This is a genomic window from Actinoplanes sp. DH11, from assembly GCF_020873875.1.
Taxonomy (GTDB): Bacteria; Actinomycetota; Actinomycetes; order Mycobacteriales; family Micromonosporaceae; genus Actinoplanes.
Map to the genome: position 1 here is coordinate 279476 of NZ_JAHWGU010000002.1, position 17231 is coordinate 296706.

5 protein-coding genes (1 of these 5 cut by a window edge) are annotated in these 17231 nt (G+C 74.4%); all 5 read right to left on the reverse strand.

The features are described from left to right. Tightly spaced (each overlapping or abutting the next), the 5 genes in view from LPA41_RS04400 to LPA41_RS04420 form a layout consistent with a single transcriptional unit that may run on beyond the window. The gene (locus LPA41_RS04400; RefSeq protein WP_229068480.1) at positions 1–1248 is read right to left on the reverse strand and encodes a dihydrolipoamide acetyltransferase family protein; all 1248 of its coding nucleotides are present in this window, start codon (positions 1246–1248) and stop codon (positions 1–3) included. Next, the gene (locus LPA41_RS04405; RefSeq protein ID WP_229068482.1) at positions 1245–2243 is read right to left on the reverse strand and encodes an alpha-ketoacid dehydrogenase subunit beta; all 999 of its coding nucleotides are present in this window, start codon (positions 2241–2243) and stop codon (positions 1245–1247) included. Before LPA41_RS04405 ends, LPA41_RS04400 begins: the two co-directional genes overlap by 4 nt. Then, positions 2240–3289 (reverse strand): thiamine pyrophosphate-dependent enzyme, encoded by a 1050-nt coding sequence (locus LPA41_RS04410; RefSeq protein ID WP_229068484.1) that lies wholly within the window; start codon positions 3287–3289, stop codon positions 2240–2242. The genes LPA41_RS04405 and LPA41_RS04410 overlap by 4 nt, the downstream gene beginning before the upstream one ends. Continuing rightward, a complete protein-coding gene (locus LPA41_RS04415; RefSeq protein ID WP_229068486.1) occupies positions 3286–4608 on the reverse strand; it encodes an enoyl-CoA hydratase/isomerase family protein in 1323 nt (440 codons plus the stop codon). Before LPA41_RS04415 ends, LPA41_RS04410 begins: the two co-directional genes overlap by 4 nt. After that, positions 4605–17231: the 3' portion of a non-ribosomal peptide synthase/polyketide synthase gene (locus LPA41_RS04420; RefSeq protein ID WP_229068488.1), read on the reverse strand. 11844 nt of this gene lie beyond the right edge of the window; 12627 of the gene's 24471 nt are visible here — the last part of the coding sequence; its start codon lies beyond the right edge, outside the window — the gene reads right to left on this strand; the stop codon is at positions 4605–4607. Before LPA41_RS04420 ends, LPA41_RS04415 begins: the two co-directional genes overlap by 4 nt.

The window sequence follows — 17231 nt, forward strand, 5'->3', positions numbered from 1 at the left end:
TCAGACCCAGCCCAGCAGCGTCGTCGGCTGTTCGCAACAGTCGGCCACGAATCGCAGGAAGGCGGCCGCCGGTTGCCCGTCGCAGACGCGATGGTCGAATGTGCAGGTCAATTGCACCACCTGACGCACAGCCAGGGCGTCGTGGTGCACCCACGGCTTGGCGACGATCCGGCCGATGCCGAGCATCCCGGCTTCCGGCGCGTTCAGGATCGGCGTCGCGCCGTCCACACCGAACATCCCGTAGTTGTTGAGGGTGAACGTGCCACCGGTCAACTCGGCCGGCGACAGGGTGCCGTCGCGCGCCCCAGCGGTCAACCGGGTGATCTCCTGGACCAGGTCGGCGATGCTGCGCAGGTGCGCATCCCGGATCACCGGGACCAGCAGACCCCGGTCGGTCTGGACGGCTATGCCGAGGTGCACGGGCCCGATCCGGCAGATCTCGTCACGAGCGGTGTCCACGCGGGCGTTCAGTTCGGGATGGCGGCGTAGACCGGCCACGCAGATCCGGGCGAGCAGCGCCATCAGCGGTACGCCGGAGACCGCGCGCGCGGCCATCAATGCGGTGGCGTCCGCGTCCACCCAGCAGGTCACGTCCGGTACCTCGCGGCGGCTGCGGGTGAGACGTTCCACCGCAAGCCGCCGCGCGCCCCGCAACGGGATCCGCTCCACCTCGTCCGCTGCGCCGGACGGACGCCCGTCCGGCTCGCCAGGCGTCGGGGAGACGCCGGTGATCTCAGGCGGGGCCGCCGCAGGACCGGGCACAGCCGCGGGACCGGGAACAGCCGCGGGACGGCCGGGCACGGCGCGCTCCACGTCCGCCCGTACGACCAGGCCGCCCGGACCGCTGCCGGCGAGCCGGCTCAGGTCGACGCCGCGTTCCCGGGCAAGACGGCGCACCAAGGGGGAGATCACGGCCACAGCCGGCATCGGGCCCGGGGTGCGCGATGCCGGCGTCAGCGCGGCGGGGGCCGGGCCCGAGCCGACGAGAACCCGCGGTGCGGGCCGGCCCGCACCGTCGACGCGAAGCAGCACGTCACCGACCGCGATCACCGTGCCGGGTGCGGCACCCAGTGCGGTCACCACACCCGGGTACGGGCACGGCAGTTCCACCACCGCCTTCGCGGTCTCCACCTCGGCCACCGGCTGGTCGACGCCGACCCGGTCGCCGACGGCCACCAGCCAGCGCAGCACCTCGGCCTCGGTCAGGCCTTCCCCGAGGTCGGGCAGCCGGAATTCGCGTACGGTCATCGGGCCGGCTCCCGCCACTCGGACTCCCACTGCAACCGGGCGACGGCGGCCAGGATCCGTTCGACGCCCGGACGGTGATGGTGTTCCAGCAGCGGCGGCGGGTACGGCACGTCGAAGCCGGTGACGCGCAGAACCGGCGCCTCCAGGTAGTGGAAGCACCGCTCGCCGATGCGGGCCGCGACCTCCGCGCCGAATCCGGCGAACCCGGACGCCTCGTGCACGACGACGGCGCGGCCGGTGCGCCGCACACTCTCGGCCACGGTCTCGTCGTCGAACGGCACCAGCGAGCGAAGTTCCACGACTTCCAGGTCCCAGCCGGACTGCCGGGCGCTGTCGGCGGCGGCCAGGCACACCGGCAGCATCGGCCCGTAGGTGACGAGACTGGCCGAGGTTCCGCGCCGGCGGACGGCGGCCCGGCCCAGTGGCGGCACCGGCGCCGCCGGGTCCCACTGGCCCTTCGCCCAGTAGAGGACTTTGGGCTCCAGGAAGACCACCGGGTCGTCGGCCTCGATCGCGGCCCGCAGCAGGCCGTACGCATCGGCCACGGTGGCCGGTGCGACCACCAGCAGACCGGGCGTGTGTGCGTAGTACGCCTCGGAGGAGTCGCTGTGGTGCTCCACTCCCCCGATCCCGCCGCCGTACGGGATCCGGATGGTGATCGGCATCGGCAGCGCCCCGCGGGTCCGGTTGCGCATCTTGGCGACGTGGCTGGCGAGCTGCTCGAACGCCGGGTAGGCGAAAGCGTCGAACTGCATCTCGACGACCGGGCGCAGGCCGTACATCGCCATGCCGACAGCCATGCCCAGGATGCCGGACTCGGCGACCGGGGTGTCGGTGACCCGGTCGCCGCCGAAGCGTCCGGCCAAGCCGTCGGTCACCCGGAAGACGCCGCCCAGGGTGCCGATGTCCTCGCCGAGCAGGTGAACCGCCGGGTCGGCGGCCATCGCGTCACCGAGGGCCTGGTTGAGCGCGTGAACCATCGTGGCGCCGGTCATCGGCCGGCCTCCCCGGTCAGGACGCGCCGCTGCTCGGCGACGTGTGGTGGGGTGGTGGCGTAGACGTGGGTGAACAGGTCGGCGGGATCCGGGCGGGGTTCGTCGGCCAGGCGGTCACGCAGTACGGCCGCCAGCGCCTCGGCGGCGACGGACGCGGCCCGGACCGTGGCGTCGTCCAGCAGTCCTCGCTCCCGCAGGTGGCGTTCCAGGCGTGGGAGAGGGTCCCGCCGGCGCGCCTCGGCCACTTCCTCGTCGGCGCGGTAGCGGGTCGCGTCGTCGGCATTGGTGTGCGGGTCGATGCGATAGGTCCGCGCCTCGATCAGCGACGGACCGCCGCCGCGGCGGGCCCGGGTGAGCGCCTCGTCGACGACCCGGTGCACGGCGAGGGCGTCGTTGCCGTCCACCAGGACACCCGGCACCCCGTACCCGATGCCTTTGTGTGCCAGGCTCGGGGCCGCCGACTGCCGCGACAGCGGAACGGAGATGGCGTAGCCGTTGTTCTGCACCAGGAAGACGACCGGGGAGCGGAAGACGGCCGCCAGATTGACCGCCTCGTGGAAATCGCCCTCACTGGTGCCGCCGTCACCGATCAGCGCCAGCACCGCCAGGTCGTCGCCGGCCAGCGCGGCGGCGTGGGCCAGTCCGACCGCGTGCGCGGTCTGGGTGGCCAGCGGGGTGGCCAGCGGGGCGACCCGGTGTGCGCCGGGGTCCCAGCCGTGGTGCCAGTCCCCGCGGAGCAGCGTCACGGCCTGGACCGGGTCGACGCCGCGCAGCACCACGGCCGCCGTGTCGCGGTAGGTGGGGAACAGCCAGTCCTCCTCGGCGAGGGCGAGAGTCACGGCGGCCGCGACGGCCTCCTGGCCGGCGCTGGACGGGTAGACGCTCAGCCGGCCCTGCAGGGTCAGTGCGGTGGCCTGCCGGTTGAAGCGCCGGGCCAGCACCATCCGCCGGTACAGCTCGACAGCCAGCTCGCCGTCGATCGCGGTCTCCGCCGTGTCGAGCAGGCTGACCGGTGCGTCGGTGGGGAGCAGTGGGTGGCCGGTCATCCGCGTTTCCTGGACATCCAGGTTCGTTCCAGTGCCTGGGCCAGGTCGGCGCTGTAGAGCCGGCGGGCCTGTTCGACGGCGTAGGCCGCCATGTAGCAACGGAACACGTCTTCCGGCTCCTCGAACTGGTGCTGGATCCGGCGGTTGTTGACGACCGCCGGGTTGGCGAGTTCGGCGGCCGCGGCATCGATCGCGGCCGCCAGGTCGGCCTCGGCGAAGACGCCGTCGCAGAGCAGCCGGCCGTCCGGGGAGGCGGCGTCGATACGGCGGTCGGCGAAGACCATCTGCCGGGACAGCCGGTTGCCGGCCACCCGCGGCAGGCGCAGGTTCGCGGCTCCCGGGATGATGCCCTCGCGCAGGGCGGGAAGAGTGAAGTAGGCGTCCTCGGTGGCCACCACGCGGTCGAAGCAGAGCAGGATCTGTGCGCCACCGCCGATGGCGAAACCGTCCACGATGCCGATCCAGGGCTTCTCCATCGGTTCCGGCAGCCATCCGCCGGTGTCCGGGACGCTCAGCCCTCGCAGGATCTTGCTGATGTAGCCGAGCTCCCGGTCCAGGAAGAAGTCGATCAGACCGATCGTGCCCTGGTAGAGCGCGGTGAGGTTGATGCCGGCGCTGAACACGCGCCGGCCGGCGTACCGGGGATGGGTCATCGGGGCCCCGCGCATGGTGCCGACGCGGATGCCGTCGTCGAGCAGTACCAGGTCGACGGCGACTTCCAGGGCGGCGACCAAGGCGTCGTCCTCAGCGTTGAGGCAGTCGGCGTTGTCGACCGTGACCTCACCGACGTGGCCGTCCCGGCGTACCCGGACGACACCCAGGTCCACTTCTCCGGTGGCACGGAAACCGGGCAGTGCGGCCAGGGCGGCGTCCGTGGGCCGGCGCATGGCTTCGAGCAGGTGCCGGCCGGGCCGCGGGGCACCGAGCAGTGCCCAGAACAGCAGCGCCTGATCGGTTTCCCAGCCTTCCTTGTCACGCTGCGGCAGACGCCGCTCCGCTTCCAGCCGTTCCTTCGCGGGCACCAGCCCGGGCAGGAGTTCGGCGGCGTTCGTGGCGAGGTCCGACAGCCGGTGATGGGCCCGGCCGTCGTCGGTGAGTTCGGCGTGCACGGCTTCGGCGTGCGCCTGCAGGAACCGGCGACGGGCCCGGCGCGCGGTGGTGTGCACGGCGGCGGCCAGCGCCCGCTGTGCCTCGTCGCGATCCGGTGCGGCAGGCAATGCGGCGAGCTCGTCGTCGGTACGGGCGAGGAAGCCGGTCAGTGCGTGCGCGTCCTTCTGGTAACTGTGTCCGGGTTCGGGGGCGGTGCCGGTGCGGATCATCGCTCCTCGTCCTGGTACGGGGTGGTCATGGGGTTCCCTTCGTCCGGTGCGGTGTTGTCCTCGACCTCGGCGGCGTCCAGGGCGTCGGCGACGATCCGGCCGATCCGGCCGATCGTCTCGGGGTCGGTCATCGTGTGGTGGGTGGTGTCGATCGAGTGGCGGACGATCTCGCCGGTGACGTACGGGCGCCACGCATCCGCACCGGGAGCATCAGCGGCGCGACCGCGGTCGGCGGTGCACAGCAGCAGATCGCCGTCGCGTACGTGCGGCCGGAAGGTTCGGGTGAGGTGTGCGTGCCGGTCGACGACCTGTTCCCAGACGGCCGCCTCGCCGAGGTCCGCCGCGGCCAGCCGGTCGCGGAGGGCGCCGTCCGGGTCGGCGGGCCCGTAGAGCGCCTGCTCGTCGAGGCCGTCGGCGGCGGGGAACGCGTCGAGCACGACCACCACCCCGACGGTCTGGCCGGCCGCCCGCAGTCGCACCGCCATCTCGTGGACGACCAGTCCGCCGAAGGACCAGCCGAGCAGGTGGTACGGCCCGTCCGGCCGGACCGCCCGGATCCGGCGGACGTAGTCGTCGGCCAGTTCGGCGACGGAGTCCGGTGCGGATCCGGTGCCGGTCAGACCCGGGGCCTGCAGGGCGTAGAGCGGGCGGTCCGGCTGGAGTTCGCGCAGCAGACCGGCATAGGTCCAGCCGACACCGGACGACGGGTGCACGCAGAACAACGGGGCGAGGGAGCCCTCGGCACGCAGCGGCAGCAGCGGCGCCAGCGGCGAGTCCCCGCCACCCGTGTCGGCACGCAACCGGGCGGCGAGGCTCGCCGGGGACGGGTGGGCGAACAACGTGCGGATGGTGACCGCCACCCCGGTGACGGCGGTGACCCGGCCGGCCAGCCGCATGGCGGACAACGAGTGGCCGCCGAGGTCGAAGAAGCTGCGATCCGCGTCCACCGCGTCGACGCCGAGCACCTCGGCGAACAGCTCGCAGAGGAGCCGTTCCCGCGCCGTCGCGGGCGGGCGCCCGCGCAGCACCGGACCCGCCGGGGTGGGCAGGGCGCGCCGGTCGAGCTTGCCGCTGCGGGTCAGTGGCAGCTCGTCGAGGACCACCACGTCGGCGGGCACCATCACCTCGGGCAGCAGGCGGCGGCTGTGTGCGCGCACGTGGCCGGGGTCCGGTGCCGCCCCGGGCACCGGCACGACGAACCCGACCAGGCGGTCCCCGTCGGCGATCACCGCGGCGCGGGCCACGCCGGGTGCGGTGGCGAGCGCCGCCGCCACCTCACCGGGTTCGATCCGCACCCCGCGGATCTTGATCTGGTCGTCGGTACGGCCCAGGTACTCCAGGGCACCGTCGGCGCGCCGTCGCGCCAGGTCGCCGGTGCGGTACATGCGCTGTCCCGGTGCGCCGAACGGGTCGGCCACGAAGCGGGTGGCGGTCTGTCCCGGCGCGCGGGCGTAGCCGCGGGCCAGCTGGGCGCCGGCCAGATACAGCTCACCGGCGGTGCCGGTCGGCACCGGACGGAGCGCGCGGTCCAGCACGTAGGCCGCGGTGTTGGTGACCGGGTGGCCGATCGGCACCACCGGATCGCCGGGCCGGTACTGCCACCAGGTCACGTCGATGGCGGCCTCGGTCGGGCCGTACAGGTTGAACAGGGTCGCGGGGAGCCGGTCGGCGAACCGCCCGGCCAGGGCCGGCGCCAGCGCCTCGCCGCTGCAGATCACCCGCCGCAGGCCGGTGCAGTCACCGGCCTGCGGCTCGGCGAGGAACGCGTCGAGCATCGACGGCACGAAGTGGGCCGTGGTGACGCGTTCGTCACGGATCAGCCGGGCGAGGTACGCGGGGTCGAGGTGCCCGTCGGGACGGGCCAGGACCACTGTCGCGCCGGTGGTCAGCGGCCACAGCAGCTCCCAGACGGAGACGTCGAAACTGATCGGTGTCTTGTGCAGTACCCGGTCGTCCCCGGTGAGCCGGAAGGTGGCCTGCATACCGGCCACCCGGTTGGCGATCGAGCCATGCGACACCAGCACGCCCTTCGGCCGGCCGGTCGACCCGGACGTGAAGATCAGATAGGCGGCCGCGGACGGCGCCGGCGGCACCGGCCCGATCGGCGCGCGGTCGCCGGCGTCGTCGGCGCTGTCCAGCACGCACGTGACCGCCGCGTCGGCCAGCAGACTCCGGACACGGTCGGCGGGCTGGTCCGGATCGACCGGGACGTAGACACCGCCGGCGCGCAGCACGGCGTGCACGGCGACGATCAGCTCCACGGACCGGCGCAGGACCACGGCCACCCGGGTCTCGGTGCCGACACCCCTGGCCCGCAACCGGGCGGCCAGCGCACCCACCCGGGCGTCCAGTTCGGCATAGGTGACGTCGCGCGTACCGTCGACCACCGCGATCGCCGCGGGTGTGCGCGCGGCCTGCGCGGCGAACCATTCGGGCACGCTTCCGGGTGGCACCGGTGCCGCAGTGTCGTTGGCGGCGTGCAGCACCCGCTGCCGTTCCGCCGCGCCGAGCAGGTCGACCGCTCCGACCCGGGTGTCCGGACGCTCGGCGAGGATCCGCAGCACCGCGGCCAGCCGGTCACCCGCCGCGGCCACCCAGGCGGCATCGAGGGCGTCCGGCCGGTAGCCGAGGTGCACGGTGAGCCCTCGCCGGGGCAGCACCACCAGGGTGAGCGGGTAGTGCGTCCGGTCCCGGCCGGTCACGCCGAGCAGGCGCAGCACGTTGTCCGGGCCGGTGGCGTCCGGCTCGATCGGATAGTTCTCGAACACCAGCAGCGTGTCGAAGAGCCGCTGATGCCCGGCCGACCGCAGTACCTCGGCCAACCCGACGTGATCATGGTCGAGCAGGTCGGTCCGGGCCCGTTGCAGGCTCGCGGCGGCTTCGCGCAGCGTGACAGCCGGGTGCAGCCGGACCCGTACCGGCAGCGTGTTGATGAACAACCCGGCGGTGTTCTCCACGTCCGGCAGATCGGCCGGGCGGCCCGACATGGTGGCGCCGAAGACGACGTCGTCGCGGCCGGTGAGCCCGGACAGCACCATCGCCCAGGCCAGCTGCAGCAGCGTGTTGGTGGTGATGCCGCTGTCACGGGCCAGCGTGCGCAACCCGGCGGCGACCCGCTCGGGCAGTTCCACGGTCACCTGCTCGACGTCGCCCGCGGCCGGCCCGGCGTCCGGGGCGACCAGGGTGGGCCCGTCCAGACCGGCCAGGGCCGCCGACCACGCGGCCAGCGCGCCCGGACGGTCCTGCCGGGCCAGCCAGGCCAGGTGGTCGCGGTACGGCGCGGCGTGCGGCAGGACCCGGCCGGCGTAGAGCGCGAACAGATCACGCAGCAGTACCGGCATCGTCCAGCCGTCCACCACGAGGTGATGCTGGGTGCAGATCAGCCGGTGCCGGTCCGGGGCCGTGCGCACCAGGGCCAGCCGCATCAGCGGAGCCCGGGACAGGTCGAACCCGCCGGCCCTCTCCTCGGCGGCGATCGCGTCGCACGCCGCCGGGTCGGCCACCTGCTCGGTGCGCCACGGCAGCACCGGATCGGTGACCACGACCTGCACCGGACGGGACGCGACGTCGGTCACGAACGCCACACGCAGGGCGGGGTGCCGGCGCAGCAGGGCCGTCCACGTGGCCCGCAGCCTCTGCTCGTCCAGGTCGCCGCCGAGGTCGACGACGAACTGGGTGGTGTAGACGTCGCCGCCGCCACGGTCGTCGAGAGCGTGGAACAGCAGGCCCTCCTGCAGCGGGGCGAGCGGCAGCACATCCTCCAGGTCCGGGTAGCGGTGGTCCAGTCGCTCGATCTCGGACGGGGTCAGGCGTACCAGCGGGAAGTCGGCCGGCGTCCGCCCGCCGCCCGCGCCGTCGGCCGACGCGGTGATCGCGGCCTGCCAGGCCGCCGCCAGGTCGCGCACCTCGTCCTCGGTGAGCACGCCGGACGCCCAGCTGAAGGTGGCGGCCAGTTCCGGGCCTCGGCTGCCGTCCACCACCACGGCGTTGATGGTCAGAGCGCGGGCCAGCGGCACGGACGGGTCCGGATGCGGGACCGCCGGTGCCGCCAGCCGCTCCCAGCCGCCGGCAGCGCCGGCCGTGAGCCGGCCCAGGTAGTTGAAAGTCACCTGCGGCTGGGGCAGCCCGGCAAGCTGGGCGGCGGTGGTCGGGTTGAGGTGGCGCAACAACCCGTAGCCGAGGCCTTCACCGGGCACCGACAGCCGCGCGGCGGGAGCCGCGCCGGACGGCAGCCGCACCGGGTACGTCGAGGTGAACCAGCCGACGGTCCGCGACAGGTCGAGGTCCCCGGGGAACAGCTCGGTGTGCCGGCCGTGGCTCTCCCGTTCGACGAGCATGCCACCGAGCGGCGCGGCGAGCGCACCGAGCAGCACCTCGTCGAGGTTCGACGCCGGGACCGGCAGCGACATCTTCAGGCTGCGCTGGGTGGCCACGGTGTCGATCGCCGGGTCCAGCGGCCGGGAACCGAGGACCGGCTCCGGCGCCCGCAGCACCCGCGTCCAGTAGGGCAGTTCGGCGAGGGTCTCCGGTGTGGTGGCGGCGTCGGTCAGCACGGTCGCCCATCGGCGCAACGAGGTCCCCACCGGCGCCAGGCGCGGGGCCCGGCCCGCGGTGGCGGACTCCCAGGCTTCGGCCAGATCAGGTACGAGAACCCGCCACGAGACACCGTCGACGGCCAGATGGTGGATCACCAGCAGCAGCCGGCCGTCCCGGTCGGCACCGGCGTCGCACCACACCGCCTGCAGCAGGCGTCCCGCGGCCGGGTCGAGCCGGTCGACAGCCGCCCGGGCCTGCGCGTTCAGGTCCACGCCGGCCGTCCGGGTGTCCAGACGCCGGGCACAGTCACCGGCCGGCACCGCGCCCGCCCCGGCGATCCACGCCTCGCCGTGCTCCGGCCACACCATCCGCAGCGCGTCGTGGTGGTCGAGCAGTGCCTGCACCGCCTCGGTGAAGGCGGCCTCGCCGAGCCCGCCGGGCACTCGCAGCAGCACCGACTGGTGCAGGCCACGATGCAGGCCGCCACGCTCCCGCACGGCGAGCATCACCGGCAACGGCCGCATCGGGCCGGTGCCGTCGCCCGCCGCCGGGGTGGCCGTGTTGTCGCGGGCCACCGCAGCCAGGCGGGCCGGGCTCTGCTGGGTGAACACGTCACGCGGGGTGAGCACCAGGCCTGCCCGGCGGGCCCTGCTGACCAGCTGGATCGACATGATGCTGTCGCCGCCGAGAGCGAAGAACTCCTCGTCGGCGCCGACCGTGTCCCGGCCGAGCACCTCGGCGAACAGATCGCACAGCAACTTCTCCGCCGGCGTGGACGGTTCCCGGGTGGACACCGCGCCCGTCGTCTGCGGTACGGGCAACGCGCGCCGGTCCACCTTGCCGTTCGGAGTCAGCGGCATGCTCGGCAAGGAGATCAGCCGGGCCGGCACCATGTAGTCCGGCAGCTGCTCGCCGAGCTGGGTCAGCACGGCCGTCTCGTCGAGGTGCCGGCCGGCCGCCGGGACCACCCAGCCGACCAGGTGGCGGGCGCCGGACGGGCCGGCGACGGCCTCCACCACGGCGTCCTGGATGCCCGGCAGCACGCTGAGCGCCCCGGCCACCTCGTCCAGCTCGATCCGGAAGCCGCGGATCTTCACCTGATGGTCGGCGCGGCCGAGGAACTCCAGATGCCCGCCGTCGCTCCAGCGGACCAGGTCGCCGGTGCGGTACATGCGCTCCCCGCCGGCGAACGGGTCGGCGACGAAGCGTTCCGCCGTCGCGGCCGGATTGCCCAGGTAGCCGCGGGCCAAGGCGTCTCCGGCGAGGTACAGCTCCCCCTCGGCGCCCGGCGGGACCGGACGCAGGGCCCGGTCCAGCACATAGGCGCGCATGCCGTCCCGGGCCCGGCCGATCGGCACACTGGCCGGGACGGCGCCCGGCTCGCGAAGGTCGTGCCGGGTGGCGAACAGGGTGATCTCGGTGGGGCCGTAGATGTCGGCCACCAGGATGCCCGGGCACTGCTCGAGCACCCGGCGCACCCCGGCCGCGGACACCACGTCGCCGCCGGTGAGCAGCAGGCGCACCCCGGTCAGGCAGGCCGGGTCCTCCTCTGCCACCACCCGGAACAGCCCGGCGGTGAGCAGCAGCTCGGTGACGCCGTGCTCGCGCACCATCCGGCCGATCACGTCCACGTCCAGGTCGCCGGGCGGCGCCACGACGATCTCCCCGCCGAGTAGCAGCGGACGCCACACCTCGTACGTCGAGGGATCGAAGCCGTAGGGGGCGTGCATCAGCACACGCGCACCGGGGCCGCGCTCCCAGCGCCGGTCGGTGGCCAGGCTGACCACGCCGCGGTGCGGGATCTCGACTCCCTTCGGGACGCCGGTGGAGCCGGAGGTGAACATGACGTACGCGGCCGAGTCGGGGTGCGGCGACCGGTCCGGGCCGTGCTCGCGCTGCTCGTCCGGCGCGGGTGTGATCAGGTGTGGCACGCCGAGACGGTCGGCGGCGTCCGCGTGCGCCTCGTCGGCGATGACGACGCGTACCCGGCTCTGGGCGAGTTGCGCCCGGGCCCGGGCGGCCGGCAGCCGGTCCTCGACGGGCAGATACGCCCCGCCCGCCTTGAGGACGGCGAGTTCGGCCACGACCACCTCGGGCGAGCGACCGAGGGCGAGGGCCACGTGGTCGCCGCCGTCCACGCCGAGCGCGGCCAGCCGGTGGGCGAGCGCGTTGGCGCGCCGGTCGAGTTCCCGGTAGGTCATGGTGCCGCCGTCCCAGCGGACCGCGACAGCGTCCGGGGTGCGGTCGCGTTGCGCCGCGAACACGCCGGGCACGTCGGCGGCGGGCCGGCCGGGGCCGCCGTCGTTGAACGCCACCAGTACCCGGTCCCGTTCGGCCGGGGTGAGCAGGCCACCGTGCCGCAGGTCCCGGCCGGGGTCGCCGACGACGGTGGCGAGGTGGTGGACCAGCCGCTCGCCGAGGGCCCGGGCACGTCCGGCCGGTACGGCGTCCGGGTGGTGCCGCAGCCGCAGTTGATATCCGCCGCCGGCGGGTACGACCGCGACGGCCAGCGGGTAGTGGGTGCCGTCGTGGATCTCCGCCCGCGCGACGACCGGGCCGTCGCCGGGCAGGGCGTCCACCGGATAGTTCTCGAAGACCAGCAGGGTGTCGAACAGTTCCGCGCGGCCGGAGAGCCGGACCGTCTCGCCCGGCCCCAGGTGCTGGTGCGCCATCAGGTCGGCCTGGCGCTGCTGCAGGGCGGTCAGGAGGTCGCCGGCGGTGGCGGCACCGGCGAGGCGGACCCGCACCGGGACGGTGTTGATGAACAGGCCGATCATGGACTCGACGCCCGGCACCTCGGCGGGCCGGCCGGAGACGGTGACGCCGAAGGTCACGTCGTCGCGGCCCGTCATGCCGGCGAGCACCAGCGCCCATGCCGCCTGGAACAGGGTGTTGACCGTGATGCCGAGAGCCCGGGACCGGTCCCGCAGGGCGGTGGTGAGCTGCTCGCCGACCGCGACGCTGACGGTGGCGGGCTCGCCGGAGGCGGGCGGCGCGCCAGGGGCGAGCACGGTGGGACCGTCGATCCCGGCCAGCTCGGCGGTCCACGCCGCCACGGCGGCGGTGCGGTCCCGGGTCGCGAGCCAGGCGAGGTGGTCGCGGTAGTGGGCGGGCTCCGGCAGTGGCCGCCCGGCGTAGGCGGCGAACAGTTCACGCGCCAGCAGGGAGATCGACCAGCCGTCCAGCAGGATGTGGTGGTGGGTGAAGATCACCGCGTGGCGCCCGTCGCCGGTGACGTGCAGCAGACGCAGCAGCGGCGGGTCCGCGAGGTCGAAGCGCACCGACCGTTCGGCCACGGCCAGCCGGTCCACCTCGGCCGCCCAGTCCTGGCCGGCCGCGACGGTGCGCCACGGCAGCGGCGCGTCCACGACCACCTGCACGGCGGTGGCGGTGTGCCGATGGTCGAACCCTGCTCGCAGGTTCGGGTGCCGGCGCAGCAGGGTCGCCCAGGCCCCGCGCAGTGCGTCCGGGTCGAGGTCGCCCTCCAGATGCAGGGTGACCTGCGAGGTGTAGACGTCGTCGGTGTCGTCGTCGTACAAGGCGTGGAACAGCAGACCGTCCTGCAGTGGCGACAGCGGCCAGACGTCCCGCAGACCGGGGTGGGCGGCGGTGAGCCGGTCCACCTCGTCCTGCCGGAGTGACACCAGGGGGAAGTCCGAGGGCGTGTGCCCGCCGCTGTCGCCGCCGGTCAGCTCGGTCAGTGCCGCGACCCACAGGTCGGCGAGGCGGCGCACGTCGGCGGGATCGAAGAGGTTCCCGGCGGCGGTGAAGGTGGCGGTGAGCTCGCCGTCGACGATCGCGCCGACGCTGAGCGCGTGTGTCAGGGGCAGATCCGGGTCGGGCGCGGGCTGGTGCCGGTGCGGCACCGGGCGCCAGGCACCGATCGCGCCACCGGTGGTCACCCGGCCGAGATAGTTGAAGCCGATCTCCGGTACCGGCAGCGCCGCCAATGCCGGCGCGGTGTCCGCGTTGAGGTGGCGCAGCAGGCCGTAACCGTCGCCGGGGACGGCCCGGAGCGCTTCCTTGGTCAGCTTCACCGTGGTCGCCACGTCGCGGGCCGCGGCGGGGAGCCGGGCGGGGTGCACGGCGGTGAACCAGCCGACGGTGCGGGACAGGTCGGTGCCGGGCAGGTCGGTACGGCCGTGGGTCTCCCGGTCCACGAGCACCCCGCCGGGCAGGTCCCGCCACCGGCCGAGCGCGACGGCCAGGGCACCGAGCAGCACATCCTCCACACCGGCGAAGAACCGGGCCGGCACGGAGGTGAGGAGCGCGTCGGCGGGCACGGCGACCGTCACGCGGACGGCGGTGCCGTTGGTGTCCACTGCCGGGTCCAGCCGGCGGCGGCCCAGCGGCGGCTGCTGGTCACCGAGCAGCTCCGCCCAGGCCGGCAGCTGCGCCGTGACCTCGGCACTGGTGGCCCGGCTCTGCTGGAGCTCGTTCCAATGCCGCAGGCTGGTGCCGACCGGGGCGAGCCGGCCGCCTTCGTAGGCCTCCCACAGGTCGGGGACCAGGATCCGCCAGGACACGCCGTCGACCGCCAGGTGGTGGACCGTCAGCAGGAGCCGGCCACCGTCGGTGCCACCGTCGGCGTACACCACCTGGACGAGCACACCGGATTCCGGCGCCAGCCGGTTCACGGCACCCGCGGACTCGGCGGCGACGACCTCGTCGAACGCACCGCCGGTCACGGTCACCCGGCGCACCACGGACGCCGCGTCCACCGAGCCGGGCTCGGCGACGTGCAGGCTCAGGTCGGGGCGGTGCAGGCGCAGCCGCAGGGCGTCGTGCCGATCGAGCACCGTCTGCACGGCAGCCACCAGCGCGCCGGTGTCCAGCCCGCCCGGCACGTCGAGGAGCACCGACTGCTGGAAACGGTCGGTGAGCAGGCCCTGCCCGGCGAGCAGGCGCATCACCGGGCTGAGCGGCACCGGCCCGGTCCCGGCGACCGGGCCGGTGCGGGCGGCGTCGTCGGCGTCCCGGCAGGCCGCGGCCAGCTTCGCCGGGGTCTGGTGAGTGAAGACGTCGCGGGGCCCGAACAGCAGACCCGCCCGCCGGCCCCGGCTGACCAGCTGAATCGACATGATGCTGTCACCGCCGAGCGCGAAGAAGCCGTCGTCCGGCCCGACCTCCGGCACGCCGAGCACCTCGGCGAAGAGCTCACTGAGCAGTCGTTCCCGAGCCGTCCGTGGTGCGCGGCCGGCGGTGGCCACGGTCGCGGTACCCGCGGCGGGCAGCGCGCGCCGGTCCACCTTGCCGGTGGCCGTCAGCGGCAACCGGGTCAGCGGCACCAGGACGGCGGGTACCAGGTGCTCCGGAACCGACCGGGCCAGCGACGCCCGGACGGCCGCCAGGTCGGCCGCACCGCGCGGCACGACGTAACCGACCAGGCGGCGTGCCCCGGACTCCAGGGTCTGCGCGACCGCGACCGCCTCGGCGACGCCCTGCTGCGCCGCGAGCGCGGCCTCCACCTCGCCCAGTTCGATCCGGTACCCGCGGATCTTCACCTGGTCGTCGGTGCGGCCGAGGAACTCCAGCAGCCCGTCCGCGGTCCACCGGGCGTGGTCGCCGCTGCGGTACATGCGGGAGCCGGGCGGCCCGTACGGGTCCGCGACGAACCGTTCCGCGGTGGCGGCCGGCGCGTCCAGATAGCCGGCGGCCAGTTGCGGCCCGGCGAGATACAGTTCGCCCGGCGCCCCGGGCGGAACCGGGCGCAGCGCGGGATCGAGCACATGGACGCGGGCGTCCGCGATCGGCGCACCGATCGGTACGGTCGACGGCACAGCCGTGCCGCCGGTCATCCGATGGGCGGTGACGAACACGGTCGCCTCGGTCGGGCCGTACGCGTCGACCACGGTCAGGTCGGGCGCGTGCGCCAGTGCCCGGCGGACCGCCGTAGCCGAGACCACGTCACCGCCGGTGAGCACGGCCCGCATCCCGGCCAGACAGCCCGGGTCCTCCTCGGCCAGGACCCGGAAGAGTCCCGCGGTGAACAGCGCGACGGTGACGCGGTGTGCGCGCACGACGCGCCGCACGGCCGCGACGTCGGGCTCGCCGGGCGGGGCGACGACGATCTGCCCGCCCAGCAGCAGCGGCATCCAGATCTCGTAGGTGGACGGGTCCGCTGCGGGCGAGGAGTGCAGCAGCACCCGGTCCGGTGTCTCCGACGACCACCGGTGGTGGGTGGCGACGGTGACGACGGCCCGGTGACCGACCTCGACGCCCTTGGGTGTGCCGGTCGAGCCGGAGGTGAACATGACGTACGCCGGCCGGTCCGGGTGGTGCCGGACCGGGGGCGGGCTGTCGGCGGGTTCGGCGTCGACGTCCGCCGCCTCCAGCAGCACCCGGACGTGGGCCCGGGCGAGCAGCATCGCGGTGCGGTCCGCGGGCGTCTGCTCGTCGATCGGCACGTAGACGGCGCCGGCCTTGAGCACCGCCAGGACGGCCACCACCAGCTCCGGTGACCGGGCGAGGCGAATGCCGACCCGGTCGGACGGCGTCACGCCGGCCGCGGCCAGCCGGCGGGCGAGCCCGTTGGCCCGCCGGTCCAGCTCCCGGTAGGTCAGCGTGCCGGCGTCCCAGCGCACCGCGACGGCGTCGGGGCTGGTGTGCACCCGCGCGGCGAAGGCCTCCGGCAGGCTGGTGCCGGCGCGGCCGGTGGGTGTGCCGTGCGAGGCGCCCAGCACGAGGTCGCGTTCGGTGGCGGTGAGCACACCGATGTCACCGATCACGCGGGTGGCCGGATCCACGACGGCCGCCAGCACCGCCACCAGACGGGCACCGAGCGCCTCGACCCCGCTGGTGGGCAGCAGACCCGGCCGGTGGGCGAAGCGCAGGGTCAGCACACCACCGCGGTCGGAGGCGACGACGGTCAGCGGGTAGTGGGTGGACTCGTGGAAGGTCACGCCGGAGACGGTGACCCCCGGCCCCGGACGGGGCAGGTCGTCGGCGACCGGATAGTTCTGGAAGACCAGCAGCGTGTCGAAGAGGACCGGGTGACCGGCGGCCCGGTGCACCTCGGGCAGTCCCAGGTGCTGATGCGGGAGCAGTCCGGCCTGCTGGTCCTGCAGGTCGCGGAGCACGGCGACGACCTCACGACCGGCGGCCGGGCGCACCCGCACCGGCAGCGAGTTGATGAACAGGCCGATCATCGACTCCACGCCCGGCACGTCCGCCGGGCGGCCGTTGACGGTGGCGCCGAAGACCACGTCGACGCGGCCGGTGACCCGGGCCAGCACCAGGCCCCACGCGCCTTGCAGGACGGTGTTGACGGTGAGGCCGCGCTCGCGCGCCCAGGCACGTACCCGGCCGCCCAGTTCCGGCGGCACCGTCGCGTGGTGCATGGCATAGGCGCTGTCCGGCGACGCCGAGCCGGGCGCCAGCATGGTCGGCCCGTCCAGTCCGTCCAGGGCCGCGGCCCAGGCGCGGCGGGCGGCGTCGCGATCCTGCCCGGCCAGCCAGGCGAGATGCGCGCGGTACGGGGCCACGGGCGCCACCTGCCCGCCGCCGGCCACGGTGAACAGTTCCCGGGCGAGCAGCGCCATGGACCAGCCGTCGAGCAGCAGGTGGTGGTGGGTGACGACCATCCGGTGCACGTCGTCGAGCCGGATCAGGAGCACCCGGATCAGGGGCGCCGACGCCAGGTCGAAGCCGCGTTCCTTCTCCTCGGCGGCGAGCCGGTCCGCTTCCCCGGCGTCGCGTCCGCGCAGGTCGACGACGGCGAACGGGGTGCGCAGGCCACGCAGGACGACCTGCACCGGGTTCTCGGCGACGTCGTGGGCGACAGCCACCCGCAGGTTCGCGTGCCGGGTGAGCACGGTGTCGAAGGCGGCGCGCAGCGCGTCCGCGTCCACCGGACCGGTCAGCTCCACGACCAGCTGCGGGGTGTAGACGTCGGCGGAGCGCTCCGCGTAGAGCGCGTGGAAGAGCATGCCCTCCTGCAGCGCCGACAGCGGCAGGATGTCCTCGGCGTCCGGGTAGGCGGCGAGGACCCGGTCCACCGCGTCCTCATCCAGGTTCGCCAGCGGGAAGTCGGCGGGTCCGCGGCCGGAACCGGCCAACCCGGTGAGTACCTGCTGCCAGGCGCCGGC

What these genes read in the sequence shown, in the direction of transcription:
- LPA41_RS04400 (WP_229068480.1), bottom strand. Translation starts at nt 1,248, where the DNA reads ATGACCGTACGCGAATTCCGGCTGCCCGACCTCGGGGAAGGCCTGACC.
- LPA41_RS04410 (WP_229068484.1), bottom strand. Translation starts at nt 3,289, where the DNA reads ATGACCGGCCACCCACTGCTCCCCACCGACGCACCGGTCAGCCTGCTC.
- LPA41_RS04415 (WP_229068486.1), bottom strand. Translation starts at nt 4,608, where the DNA reads ATGATCCGCACCGGCACCGCCCCCGAACCCGGACACAGTTACCAGAAG.
- LPA41_RS04405 (WP_229068482.1), bottom strand. Translation starts at nt 2,243, where the DNA reads ATGACCGGCGCCACGATGGTTCACGCGCTCAACCAGGCCCTCGGTGAC.